This window comes from Pseudomonas vranovensis, from assembly GCF_040438935.1.
Lineage (GTDB): Bacteria > Pseudomonadota > Gammaproteobacteria > Pseudomonadales > Pseudomonadaceae > Aquipseudomonas > Aquipseudomonas vranovensis.
In genome coordinates, this window is record NZ_CP159259.1 from 672,494 (window position 1) to 685,166 (window position 12,673).

12 protein-coding genes are annotated in these 12,673 nt (G+C 61.4%); 8 read left to right on the forward strand and 4 right to left on the reverse strand.

Going from position 1 to position 12,673, the window contains the following annotated elements; translation table 11 throughout:
- The first annotated feature begins 208 nt into the window (after nucleotides 1-208).
- A complete protein-coding gene (locus ABVN19_RS03130) occupies nucleotides 209-1,165 on the forward strand; it encodes a DMT family transporter (protein ID WP_105641718.1) in 957 nt (318 codons plus the stop codon).
- Nucleotide 1,166: 1 nt separating this feature from the next.
- Here ABVN19_RS03130 and ABVN19_RS03135 read toward each other — a convergent pair whose 3' ends face one another.
- Nucleotides 1,167-2,561: a class II fumarate hydratase gene (locus ABVN19_RS03135; protein WP_105641719.1), complete on the reverse strand. Its 1,395-nt coding sequence runs from the start codon at nucleotides 2,559-2,561 to the stop codon at nucleotides 1,167-1,169.
- Between the two features lie 156 nt (nucleotides 2,562-2,717).
- Here ABVN19_RS03135 and ABVN19_RS03140 point away from each other — a divergent pair, with 156 nt between their 5' ends.
- From ABVN19_RS03140 to ABVN19_RS03170, 7 genes are all read left to right on the forward strand, one after another.
- On the forward strand, nucleotides 2,718-3,242 hold the full coding sequence (locus tag ABVN19_RS03140) for a DUF2059 domain-containing protein (RefSeq protein ID WP_028943660.1): 525 nt from the start codon (nucleotides 2,718-2,720) through the stop codon (nucleotides 3,240-3,242).
- Between the two features lie 15 nt (nucleotides 3,243-3,257).
- A complete protein-coding gene (locus tag ABVN19_RS03145) occupies nucleotides 3,258-3,557 on the forward strand; it encodes a BolA family protein (RefSeq protein WP_028943661.1) in 300 nt (99 codons plus the stop codon).
- A 107-nt stretch (nucleotides 3,558-3,664) separates the two neighbouring features.
- Nucleotides 3,665-4,603, forward strand: coding sequence for a rhodanese-related sulfurtransferase (locus ABVN19_RS03150; RefSeq protein ID WP_028943662.1), 939 nt, complete (start codon nucleotides 3,665-3,667; stop codon nucleotides 4,601-4,603).
- Between the two features lie 3 nt (nucleotides 4,604-4,606).
- Nucleotides 4,607-5,239, forward strand: a complete 633-nt coding sequence (locus ABVN19_RS03155) for a DsbA family protein (RefSeq protein WP_028943663.1) — start codon at nucleotides 4,607-4,609, stop codon at nucleotides 5,237-5,239.
- Nucleotides 5,232-7,064: an ABC transporter ATP-binding protein gene (locus ABVN19_RS03160; RefSeq protein ID WP_028943664.1), complete on the forward strand. Its 1,833-nt coding sequence runs from the start codon at nucleotides 5,232-5,234 to the stop codon at nucleotides 7,062-7,064. The genes ABVN19_RS03155 and ABVN19_RS03160 overlap by 8 nt, the downstream gene beginning before the upstream one ends.
- Nucleotides 7,065-7,171: 107 nt before the next feature.
- Complete coding sequence (locus ABVN19_RS03165) at nucleotides 7,172-9,628, forward strand: EAL domain-containing protein (protein WP_028943665.1); 2,457 nt, start codon at nucleotides 7,172-7,174, stop codon at nucleotides 9,626-9,628.
- A 37-nt stretch (nucleotides 9,629-9,665) separates the two neighbouring features.
- On the forward strand, nucleotides 9,666-10,451 hold the full coding sequence (locus ABVN19_RS03170) for an iron-containing redox enzyme family protein (protein ID WP_028943666.1): 786 nt from the start codon (nucleotides 9,666-9,668) through the stop codon (nucleotides 10,449-10,451).
- Between the two features lie 2 nt (nucleotides 10,452-10,453).
- Here ABVN19_RS03170 and ABVN19_RS03175 read toward each other — a convergent pair whose 3' ends face one another.
- The 3 genes from ABVN19_RS03175 to ubiG form a co-directional block, all read right to left on the reverse strand.
- The gene (locus ABVN19_RS03175) at nucleotides 10,454-11,194 is read right to left on the reverse strand and encodes a YciK family oxidoreductase (protein WP_028943667.1); all 741 of its coding nucleotides are present in this window, start codon (nucleotides 11,192-11,194) and stop codon (nucleotides 10,454-10,456) included.
- Between the two features lie 74 nt (nucleotides 11,195-11,268).
- The gene (gene mupP / locus ABVN19_RS03180) at nucleotides 11,269-11,940 is read right to left on the reverse strand and encodes an N-acetylmuramic acid 6-phosphate phosphatase MupP (RefSeq protein ID WP_105641720.1); all 672 of its coding nucleotides are present in this window, start codon (nucleotides 11,938-11,940) and stop codon (nucleotides 11,269-11,271) included.
- 2 nt (nucleotides 11,941-11,942) lie between these two features.
- The gene (ubiG, locus tag ABVN19_RS03185; RefSeq protein WP_028943669.1) at nucleotides 11,943-12,641 is read right to left on the reverse strand and encodes a bifunctional 2-polyprenyl-6-hydroxyphenol methylase/3-demethylubiquinol 3-O-methyltransferase UbiG; all 699 of its coding nucleotides are present in this window, start codon (nucleotides 12,639-12,641) and stop codon (nucleotides 11,943-11,945) included.
- Nucleotides 12,642-12,673 lie beyond the last annotated feature (32 nt).

The window sequence follows — 12,673 nt, forward strand, 5'->3', positions numbered from 1 at the left end:
ACGAGCGCTGCTTACGCCAGCGGCTACAAGGACCAGGCCTGTAGCCGCTGGCGAGGAACGAGGCTGTGACCGACTGCACCGCAGTCGCCAGCCAGGATGAGCTCAAGGAATGAAGTACTGAAATCTTTTCCGCAATTGTACCTGTCGGCCCTCCACACCCACCCCGTAGAATTCAGTCTCCCCCTACCACAGGGCAATTGAGGCTGGTATGCACATTTCTTCCGGACGCTGGGTCTATGGCCTGTCGTTATCGCTATTGACGGCCTTGCTCTGGGGCATCCTGCCCATCAAGCTCAAACAGGTACTGCAGGTGATGGACCCGATCACCGTGACCTGGTTCCGCTTGCTGGTATCCGGGGGGCTGTTGTTCGCCTGGCTGGCGGCAAGCAGGAGGCTGCCCTCGTTCAACCGACTCGGGCGCAAGGGCTGGGGGCTGGTGGTGCTGGCCACGTGTGGCCTGGTGGGTAACTACGTGCTGTACCTGATGGGGCTCAACCTGCTCAGCCCCGGTACCGCGCAACTGGTGGTTCAGTTGGGGCCGGTGATGCTGCTGGTGGCCAGTGTGTTCCTGTTCAAGGAGCGCTTCACCTTCGGTCAAGGCATGGGCCTTGTCATCCTGCTCACGGGTTTTGGCTTGTTTTTCAATCAGCGCCTGGAAGAGTTGCTGAGCTCCTTGAGTGTCTATACCACGGGTGTACTGACCATTGTGCTGGCAACCACGATCTGGGTGTTCTACGCCTTGAGCCAGAAGCAGTTGCTGACCGTGTGGAATTCGCTGCAGGTCATGATGGTGATCTACCTGTGCTGCGCCGCGTTGCTGACGCCGTGGGTACATCCCCTAGAAGCGCTTCAGTTGAGCCCGCTGCAAGGCTGGCTGTTGCTTGCCTGCTGCCTCAACACCCTGGTGGCCTACGGTGCCTTTGCCGAAGCGCTGGCCCACTGGGAGGCCTCGAAGGTCAGTGCAACCCTGGCGCTCACACCGCTGGTGACCTTTGTCGCCGTGGCGCTGGCGGCCTGGTTCTGGCCTGACTATGTGCAGGCCGAGCAGATCAATACGTTGGGCTATATCGGCGCACTGGTGGTGGTGCTGGGCTCGGCGCTGACGGCGCTGGGCCCATCGCTGATGGCCGGCTGGCGCGCCAGGCGCTTGCGCCTGGCGCGTTGATTCAGCCTTTCTTGCCAGGTTCGAGCATGTCTTGCGGGCGGACCCACTGGTCGAACTGCTGGTTGTTCAGGTAGCCCAGGGTCAGGGCTGCCTCACGCAGGGTAGTGCCTTCGCTGTAGGCTTTCTTGGCAATTTCTGCGGCCTTGTCGTAGCCGATATGCGGGTTCAGGGCAGTCACCAGCATCAACCCGCGCTCCAGGTGCGCAGCCATCTGCTCGGCATCCGGCTCGATGCCGGCCACACAGTGCTGCTGGAAGTTGCTGCAGCCATCGGCCAGCAACTCGATGGATTGCAGCAGGTTGTGGATGATCACCGGCTTGAACACGTTCAATTGCAGGTGGCCCTGGCTCGCGGCAAAGCCGATGGCGGTGTCGTTGCCCAGCACTTGGCAGGCCAGCATCGACAGGGCCTCGCATTGCGTCGGGTTGACCTTGCCCGGCATGATCGAGCTGCCTGGTTCGTTGGCAGGCAAGCGCACTTCGGCGATACCGGCGCGGGGGCCGGAGCCGAGTAGGCGCAAATCGTTGGCCAGCTTCATCAGTGCCACCGCCAGGGTTTTCAGGCCACCGGCCAGGGTGGTCAACGGCTCGTGGCCAGACAGTGCCGCAAACTTGTTCGGTGCGGTGACGAAGGGCAGGCCGGAGAGCGCAGCTAGTTCTGCGGCAATGGCTTCGGCAAAGCCGTGCGGGGCATTGAGCCCGGTGCCTACCGCGGTTCCGCCCTGGGCCAGTTCGCACACGGCCGGCAGGGCCGAGCGGATCGCCCGCTGGGCATAATCGAGCTGGGCTACATAAGCAGAGACTTCCTGGCCGAAGGTGATCGGCGTCGCATCCATCATGTGGGTGCGGCCGGTCTTCACCAGGTGCTGGTGGCGTGCCGACAGCTCCGCCAACCCCGAAGACAGCTCAGTGATTGCCGGCAGCAACTTGTGCTGGACCGCCTGGGCGGCGGCTATGTGCATGGCGGTGGGGAAACAGTCGTTGGAGCTCTGGGAGCGATTGACATGATCGTTGGGATGGACCGGAATCTTGCCGCCGCGTCCCTTGCCGGCCAGTTCGTTGGCGCGCCCGGCGATCACTTCGTTGACGTTCATATTGCTCTGGGTGCCGCTACCGGTCTGCCAGACGACGAGCGGGAACTGGTCGTCGAGCTGGCCGTCGAGCACTTCGTCGGCGGCCTGTTCGATCAGCCGGGCAATGTCGGCCGGCAGGTCTCCATTGCGGTCGTTGACCCGTGCGGCGGCTTTCTTGATCAACGCCAGGGCATGCAGGACCGCCAGCGGCATGCGTTCCTTGCCGATGGCGAAGTTGATCAGCGAGCGTTGCGTCTGGGCACCCCAATAGGCCTGGTCAGGAACTTCGACCTGACCCAGGCTGTCAGTTTCGATACGGCTCATGCTGCGCTCACTCCCTTGTGGTCTGAATTCGCAGTTTAGGTCCCTTTTCGTCGCAGCGGTTCCATTGCTCGTCGACCCACTTGAGCGACGTGCCCGAGTCGGCGCAGAATGCTCTACTCCGGGGTACTACCTCCTCTGTCTAATGAAGGAATTCCGATGACCCGTCTTCGCGCCCTTTGCACCGCTGTTGCGCTGGTCTGCGCCAGCGGCCAGGTGCTTGCCGATACCGCCAGCCACAACGCCAGTGCCGAAAAATTCCTCATGATGGCGCACGCTGACAAGCTCGGCACCCCGGTTTACATGCAGGTGCAACAGATGTTTGCCCAGCGTTTTGAACAGACCAAGGCCCCAGCCTCGAAAAAAGCCGTGCTCGACAGCTACCAGGCCAAGGCCAACGCCGCCCTGGACCAGGCTATCGGCTGGAACAAGCTGAAGCCGGACATGGTCAAGCTGTACACCCGCACCTTCACCGAAAGCGAGCTCAAGGACCTGGTTGCCTTCTACCAGTCGCCACTGGGCAAGAAAGTGCTGGAAAAAATGCCTCAAGTTACCCAGCAGTCGGCTCAGCTGACCCAACAGAAGCTGGAAAGCGCCGTGCCGGTAGTCAACAAACTGTTGGCTGACATGACCAAAGAACTCGACCCGAACGCCGGCAAGGCCGCCGCTCCGGCGAAGAAGTAAATCGCGGAGCCGTCCATGTCCATGCAGCAGAAGATTGAACAAAGCCTGGCCGCGCTTGCGCCCCAGCACCTTTCGGTGCTCGACGAAAGCCATATGCACAGCCGTGGGCAAGAAACCCACTACAAGGCCGTGCTGGTCAGCGAGCAGTTCGAGGGTCTGAACAGCGTCAAGCGCCACCAGAAGGTCTACGCCACGCTGGGTGAGCTGATGGGGCAATTTCATGCCCTGGCCCTGCACACCTATACCCCCGGGGAGTGGCAGAAGGTGGGCGCAGCGCCTGCTTCACCCACCTGTGCAGGTGGCAGCAAACACTGATTTCCTCGTCAGTTTTTTGCTAGAATGTGCAACGCGCCGCTCGTCGGCGCGTTTTTTTTGTCATCCGGTCCGCCCTTTGCGAGGGCAACCACCTGGAGAGTTCTTGCATGACCCAAGCTATCGTCGTGGCGGCGCTGTATAAATTCGTAACCCTGAAAGATTACGTCGAGCTGCGTGAACCGCTGCTCGAAAGCATGACCGCCAATGGCATCAAGGGCACTTTGTTGCTGGCCGAGGAAGGTATCAATGGCACGGTGTCCGGTACCCGTGAAGGTATCGACGGCCTGCTGGCCTGGCTGCGCAGCGATGCCCGCCTGGTAGGTATCGACCACAAGGAATCCTACTGCGACGAACAGCCGTTCTATCGCACCAAGGTCAAGCTCAAGAAAGAAATCGTCACCCTGGGCGTGGAGGGGGTAGACCCGAACCACAAGGTCGGCACCTACGTCGAGCCCAAGGACTGGAACGCGCTGATCAGCGATCCGGAAGTGTTGCTGATCGATACCCGCAACGACTACGAAGTGGCCATTGGCACCTTCGACGGCGCGATCGACCCCAAGACCACCACCTTCCGCGAGTTCCCCGAGTACATCAAGGCCAACTTCGACCCGTCGCGCCACAAGAAGGTTGCGATGTTCTGCACGGGTGGCATCCGTTGCGAAAAAGCCTCCAGCTACATGCTCGGTGAAGGTTTTGAAGAGGTCTATCATCTTAAGGGCGGGATCCTGAAATACCTTGAAGAGGTGCCACAGGATGAAAGCCGCTGGCAGGGCGACTGTTTCGTCTTCGACAACCGGGTCACTGTGCGTCATGACCTGACCGAAGGCGATTATGACCAGTGCCATGCCTGCCGCACCCCGATCAGCGTGGAAGACCGAGCGTCCGAACACTACTCGCCAGGTATCAGTTGCCCGCATTGCTGGGACAGCCTGAGCGAAAAGACCCGACGCAGCGCCATTGACCGGCAGAAGCAGATCGAGTTGGCCAAGGCCCGCAACATGCCGCACCCGATCGGCCACAATTACCGCAAAGCTGCCGAGGCCTGATTGATGTCTGCACGCCTGCTTTATGTGATGGACCCGATGTGCTCCTGGTGCTGGGGGTTCGCACCCGTGGCCCAGGCCCTGATTGCCCAGGCGCTGGACGCCGGGGTCGAAACTCACCTGGTGCCAGGTGGGTTGCGTACAGGCAGCAGCGCACTGGATGCATCGACCCGGGGCTATATCCTGGAGCATTGGCAGGCGGTCAACGAGGCAACGGGCCAACCCTTCACCCTTGAAGGCGCGATGCCGGACGGTTTTGTCTACGACACCGAGCCTGCCTGCCGTGCCCTGGTGGCCGCCCGTGGCCTTGACCCGCAGCGCACCTGGGCATTGCTCGGCGCGATCCAGCAGGCGTTCTACCAAGGTGGCGAAGACGTCACCCTGGCCCCCAAGCTGGTTGAACTGGCCGAGCAGGCCGGTTTTGAGCGCTCGGTGTTTGCCGAGCGCTTTGCCAGTACCGAGGTGCGCGCAGCCACTGCGGCTGACTTCACCTGGGTGCAGGACCTGGGGATCGCGGGCTTTCCCACCTTGCTTGCCGAGCGCAACGGGCAACTGGCGCTGCTCACCAATGGCTACCAGCCAGTGGAGTCCCTGAGCCCGCTGCTCGGGCGCTGGCTACAGCAGGCCGCCTGTGCTTGACCTGCCAGGGTCGCCCGACCCTGTGCCGGGGCCTGCCCCCACCGTTGCCGATCGTCTGAGCTGGGCGGAAATCCGCCGCCTGGCCCTGCACCATAAAAAAGCCTTGTGGGTTGCCAATGGTGTCGCTGTATTGGCGGCGCTGTGCAGTGTGCCCATTCCCTTGCTGTTGCCCCTGTTGGTGGATGAAGTCCTGCTGGGCCATGGTGATGCCGCGCTCAAGTGGATGAACCAGTTCCTTCCCGCCAATTGGCAGGTCGCCGCTGGCTACATCGGTCTGATGTTGGTGGTAACCCTGGGGCTGCGTTGTGCCGCACTGGCCTTCAACGTTGTACAGGCCAAGTTGTTTGCGGGCCTGGCCAAGGACATTGTCTATCGCCTGCGTATCCGCCTGATCGAGCGGCTCAAGCGAATTTCGCTCAAAGAGTATGAAAGCCTGGGCAGTGGCACGGTAACGACCCACCTGGTCACCGACCTGGACACCCTCGACAAGTTTGTCGGCGAGACCTTGAGCCGCTTCCTGGTGGCCATGCTGACCCTGACCGGCACCGCCGCCATCCTGATCTGGATGCACTGGCAGCTGGCGATGCTGATCCTGCTGTTCAACCCCCTGGTGATCTTCGCCACGGTGCAGTTGGGCAAACGGGTCAAGCACCTGAAGAAACTGGAAAACGACAGTACCTCGCGCTTCACACAGGCCCTGACGGAAACCCTGGACGCCATCCAGGAGATCCGCGCCAGCAATCGCCAGGGCTATTTCCTCGGGCGCTTGGGCATGCGTGCCCAGGAGGTACGCAATTATGCGGTTGCCTCGCAGTGGAAAAGCGATGCCAGTAGCCGGGCCAGTGGATTGCTCTTCCAGTTCGGCATCGATATCTTCCGCGCGGCGGCGATGCTTACCGTGTTGTTTTCCGACCTGTCCATTGGCCAGATGCTGGCGGTGTTCAGCTACCTGTGGTTCATGATTGGCCCGGTCGAGCAACTCCTCAATCTGCAGTACGCCTACTACGCCGCCGGCGGTGCCTTGAGCCGGCTCAACGAGCTGCTGGCACGTGCCGACGAGCCGCAGTATCCCGGGGGTGTCGATCCGTTCAAGGGGCGCGACACGGTGGGTATCGAGGTTCAAGGCCTGCGCTTTGCCTACGCCGATGAACCGGTGCTCGACCAGTTGAACCTGTCGATCGCGCCTGGGGAGAAGGTGGCCATTGTCGGTGCCAGTGGTGGCGGCAAGAGTACCCTGGTGCAATTGTTGCTCGGGCTCTACAGCGCCCAGGCAGGGACCATTCGCTTTGGTGGCTCGACCTTGCAGGACATTGGCCTGGAAACCCTGCGTGAGCATGTGGCAGTGGTGCTGCAGCATCCGTCGCTGTTCAATGACACCGTTCGTGCCAACCTCACCATGGGGCGCGACAGCAGCGACGAAGCCTGCTGGCAGGCACTCAATATCGCCCAGCTCGACACCACCATTGCCGCCTTGCCCCACGGCCTGGATACCGTGGTCGGGCGTTCGGGCGTGCGCCTTTCGGGGGGCCAGCGCCAGCGCCTGGCAATTGCGCGGATGGTGCTGGCCGAGCCCAAGGTGGTGATTCTCGACGAGGCCACGTCGGCCCTGGATGCCGCCACTGAGTACAACCTGCACCTGGCATTGACGCGTTTTCTCAGTGCGCGCACCACGCTGATCATTGCCCACCGATTGTCGGCGGTGAAGCAGGCTGATCGTGTGCTGGTGTTCGACGGTGGGCACGTGGCCGAGGATGGCGATCACCAGCAACTGATCGCCGGTGGCGGCTTATACGCCAAGCTGTATGGGCATTTGCAACAGAGTTGAGCGTGCCCGTCATGTAAATGAGAAAAGCTCTCCAGATTCAATGGCAAATAGCCTAGGCTGTGGGGTTGTAGGTAGAGATTCATTCAGCTCTATGTGCAAGGGACCTCATGAAGCGAAAACGGACTCTCGAAGCGCCGCGGTTGTTGGGCATTATCTGGCCATTTGTTGCCGTGGTGCTGTTTCAGGCGTTGCTGGGAAGCATCAGTCTTTACGCGTTGTCGGCGGTGCGCGGCTATGTGGCGGGGGAGAGCCTCTGGTCCAAGGGGCAGAAGGACGCCATCTATTACCTCACACTGTATGCCGACAGTCGTGACCTGGCTGATTTTCGCAAGTACCGCAAAGCCATTGCCGTGCCGCAAGGCGGGCATGAACTGCGGGTCGCCCTGGATTTGCCCACCCCGGACCTGGACGCGGCGCGCCGTGGCATTTTGCAGGGCGGAAACCACCCCGACGATGTCCCGGGCCTGATCTGGTTGTATTTGAACTTTGGCCAGGTGAGTTACCTGAAGAAGGCCATCGCGCTCTGGGCAGTGGGCGATGGCTACCTTAGTCAACTGGATGAAGTAGCTGTACAAATGCATGAGGGTTTCCGTTCGGGCCGGGCCGATGCTTACGCGGTGACCCAATGGAAGGCGCGCATCGCCGAAATCAATGAGGATGTCACTCCCGCCGCGCGGGCCTTCAGCGATGCCTTGGGTGAAGGTTCGCGCATGCTGTTGCGAGTGCTGTTGCTGACCAACCTGGCGACTGCACTGTTCCTGATTGCCCTGGCCTGGATGCGTTCAAGCAAGCTGCTGGCCCAGCGTCAGGCATTTGCCACTGCCCTGGAAGTGGAGAAGGAGCGGGCGCAGGTCACCTTGGAGTCGATCGGCGACGGTGTGATCACCACTGATGTCGATGGGTGCATCGCCTATATGAATCCGGCGGCCGAGCAGTTGACGCACTGGCACGCCGCCCAGGCCCAGGGGTTGCCGTTGGCCGCCTTGTTCAGTTTGCTGGACGAGAATGCCGAGAAAGATGGCCGGACGCTGCTCGATCACATCCTCAGCGGTGGTCTCAAGGGTGGAAGCGAGCACATCAAGCTGATTCAACGGCTTGATGGCAGCACTGTGTCGGTGGCGCTGGTGGGCGCACCGATCATGGCCGAAGGCAGGGTCAGTGGCATCGTACTGGTGCTGCATGACATGACTCAGGAGCGCCAGTACATCGCCAACCTGTCCTGGCAGGCTACCCATGATGCCTTGACTGGGCTGGCCAACCGCCGGGAGTTCGAGTACCGCCTTGAACTGGCGCTCAATGCCCTGGCGCGCAAGCCGGCTCGCCATGCCCTGATGTTCCTGGACCTGGATCAGTTCAAGCTGGTGAACGACACCTGTGGCCATGCCGCAGGGGACGAGTTGCTGCGGCACATCTGCGCCGTGCTGCAAGCTGGGCTGCGAGAGGGCGATACCCTGGCCAGGCTCGGGGGCGACGAGTTTGGCATTCTGCTTGAGAACTGCCCGCAGGAGCAGGCCGAACGTATCGCCGAAAGCTTGCGCCTGGCGGTCCAGAGCTTGCATTTTGTCTGGAAGGGGCGCCCGTTCATGACCACTGTGAGCGTTGGGCTGGTACACATCACTCAGGCGCCGGCAACGCTGGAAGCTTCCCTGCGTGCAGCCGACATGGCGTGCTACATGGCCAAGGAGAAAGGCCGCAACCGCGTGCAGGTCTATCATGCCGACGACAGCGAGCTGTCCATGCGCTTCGGTGAAATGGCCTGGATCCAGCGACTTCATGTGGCATTGGAAGAGAATCGCTTTTGCCTGTATGCCCAGGAAATCGCCGCGCTCGGCTGCCATGGGGGCGCCGGCCACCTGGAAATCCTGTTGCGCCTGCACGATGAGGGTGGGCGGATCATTCTGCCCGACAGCTTCATTCCCGCCGCCGAGCGTTACGGGCTAATGACCGCGCTGGATCGTTGGGTGGTGCGCAGTGTGTTCACGGTCATCCGCCAATGCCTCGATGAGCGTCGGGAAGGCCCGTTGGCCATGTGCGCAATCAATCTGTCGGGCAGCAGTATCGGCGACGACAAATTCCTTGAGTACCTGCAGCGTCTGTTTGGCGAGTTTGCCATTCCGCCTCACCTGATCTGTTTCGAGATCACTGAAACCAGCGCAATAGCCAACCTCGGCAGCGCCATTCGCTTTATCAACGAGCTCAAGGGATTGGGCTGTCGTTTCTCGCTGGATGACTTTTGCGCCGGGATGTCTTCGTTCGCTTACCTGAAGCACTTGCCTGTCGACTTCCTCAAGATCGACGGCAGCTTCGTCAAGGACATGCTCGATGATCCGGTCAACCGGGCCATGGTGGAGGTGATCAATCATATCGGCCATGTCATGGGCAAGCGCACCATCGCCGAGTTCGTCGAAACCCCGCTGATTGAACAGGCCCTGCAGGAAATAGGCGTCGATTACGCCCAGGGTTACCTGATCGAGCGACCGCAGGTATTTACCTGCGATAGCCTTCGGCGCCAGCGGATTGCTGCAAGGCCCCTGTTATCCAGGGCGCCAGGAGCCTTTCGCTGAGCATCTGCCAATAATCACAAGGAACAAGGAGTTGAGAGTGATTGACGCGTTTATTCGAACTGGTCCGTTGATGGACCCCAGCAGTTACCCGCTCTGGGCTCAGCAGATGATCAAGGACTGTCAACCGAGCAAGTCTCGGGTGGTGGAGCACGAGCTTTACCATCGCATGCGGGACGGCCGGCTGAGCGCCCGTACCCTGCGCCAATACCTGATCGGTGGTTGGCCCGTGGTTGAGCAGTTTTCCCTCTACATGGCCAAGAACCTGACCAAGACCCGCTACGCCCGCCATCCTGGGGAGGACATGGCGCGGCGTTGGCTGATGCGCAACATTCGAGTCGAGCTCAATCATGCCGATTACTGGGTTTACTGGAGCCAGGCCCATGGGGTCAGTCTGCAGGACCTGCAGGCCCAGGAGGTGCCGACCGAACTCAACGCCTTGAGCGATTGGTGTTGGCATACCTGCACCGCCGACGCATTGGTGATTGCCATCGCGGCAACCAACTATGCGATCGAAGGGGCCACGGGAGAATGGTCGGCCCTGGTCTGCTCGACCGGCACTTATGCCCAGGGTTTCCCGGAGGAGGGGCGCAAGCGGGCGATGAAGTGGTTGAAGATGCATGCCCAGTACGATGACTCGCACCCGTGGGAAGCGCTGGAAATCGTCTGTACCCTGGCGGGCAACAACCCGTCCCGGGCATTGCAGACCGAGCTGCGCCGGGCAATCTGCAAGAGTTACGACTGCATGTTCCTGTTCCTTGAGCGCTGCATGCAGCAGGAGCAGCGCCAGCCCGCCCGGCATCAGGCGGAACTGGCAGAGGGCTGAGCTTACTGGGCGTTGAACGCCTGACCATTGATACCGGTGCTATCTGGGCCCATCAGGTACAGGTAGACCGGCATGATCTGCTCTGGCAGCGGATTGTTCTCCGGGTTCTCGCCCGGATAGGCCTGGGCGCGCATGCTGGTGCGGGTGGCGCCTGGGTTGACGCTGTTGGCCCGTACGGGCGCCACGCCTTCAAGTTCGTCGGCGAGGGTCTGCATCAGGCCCTCGGTGGCGAACTTCGACACCCCATAAGCACCCCAGTAGGCTCGGCCTTTGCGCCCGACGCTGCTGGAGGTGAAGATCACCGACGCATCCTGGGACAGCTTCAGCAGCGGCAGGAGGGTGCTGGTCAGCATGAACATGGCGTTGACGTTGATCTGCATGACGCGCATGAAGTTGTCGCCCGAAAGCTGCTCCAGCGGTGTGCGCGGACCAATGATCGAGGCGTTGTGGAGCAGGCCGTCAATATGGCCGAACTCGTTTTCGATCATGGCCGCCAGTTCGTCGTACTGGTGTGGCAGGGCCGTTTCCAGGTTGAAGGGAATGACGGCAGGCTTCGGGTGGCCGGCGGCTTCGATCTGATCGTAGACCTCGGTCAAGTTGCCTTCGGTCTTGCCCAGCAGCAAGACGGTGGCGCCGTGCGCGGCATAGGCCTTGGCGGCAGCTGCGCCGATTCCGCGACCTGCGCCGGTGACCAGGATGGTCCGGCCCTTGAGCAGGTCGGGGCGGGCGGAGTAATCGAACATGGGGTTACCTCTTCAATTGTGGTGCGGCATCACGGAGCGCTGGGAGCGGGCTTGCCCCGCGATGCTTTTATGGGTCAGCAACCGCAAAGCGCGCTATCAAGCACCTTGCGCAGCTCCAGCGGATGATCGACCACCACATCCGCACCCCAGTTGTTGGGATTGTCTTCTGGATGGATATAGCCATAGCGTACCGCTGCCGTGCGGGTGCCGGCATCGCGGCCCGACTCGATGTCGCGCAGATCGTCGCCGACGAACAGGACACTGGCCGGGTCCAGGTTCAGGGTCTTGCAGGCGAGGATCAGCGGCTCGGGATCGGGCTTGCTGTTCTTCACGTGATCAGGGCAGATCAGCAGGGCAGAGCGCTCGGCCAGGCCCAGGCGCTGCATGATGGGTTCGGCGAAGCGCACCGGCTTGTTGGTCACCACGCCCCACAGCAGGTTGCCTTTCTCGATGTCGGCCAGCAGCTCGGCCATGCCGTCGAACAGTTTGCTGTGGACTGCGCAGTCGCGCTGGTAACGCTCGAGGAACTCAAGGCGCAAGGCCTCGAATTCTGCCACTTCAGGCGTGATGCCGAAGGTGACTTCGACCATTGCCCGGGCGCCGCCGGAGATCACGTCACGGATCCGCTGGTCGTCAATGGCAGGCAGGCCGCGATAGGCAAGCATGGCCTGGCAAATAGCGATGAAGTCCGGCGCCGTGTCGAGCAGGGTGCCGTCCATGTCGAAAAGTACTGCTCGCAAACGCATGTTCATTCCTCGCGAAGGGTCTGGATCATGTAATTGACGTCGACATCGCTGGCCAGCTTGTAGTGCTTGGTCAACGGGTTGTAGGTCAGGCCGATGATGTCTTTGACATTCAGGCCGGCCTCGCGGCTCCAGGCACCCAGCTCCGAGGGGCGGATGAACTTCTTGAAATCGTGGGTGCCGCGCGGCAGCAGCTTCATGATGTATTCGGCGCCAATGATCGCGAACAGGTAGGCCTTGGGGTTGCGGTTGATGGTCGAGAAGAACACCTGGCCGCCCGGTTTGACCATGCGATAGCAGGCGCGGATGACCGAGGACGGGTCTGGCACGTGCTCGAGCATCTCGAGGCAAGTGACCACATCGAACTGCTCGGGCATTTCTTCGGCCAGGGCTTCGGCTGTGGTCTGGCGGTACTCGACCTGTACCCCGGATTCGAGCTGGTGCAGTTGGGCCACGGCCAAGGGCGCTTCACCCATGTCGATACCGGTCACGGTGGCGCCGCGCAAGGCCATGGCCTCGCTGAGGATGCCGCCGCCGCAGCCGACATCGAGAACCTTCTTGCCGGCCAGCTTGACCCGCTCGTCGATCCAGTTGACCCGCAGCGGGTTGATGTCGTGCAGTGGCTTGAACTCGCTCTCACGGTCCCACCAGCGGTGGGCCAGGGCTTCGAACTTGGCGATTTCGGCGTGGTCGACGTTGCTCATGGAACAGTCCTCTGAAACTTTGATAAAGGTGC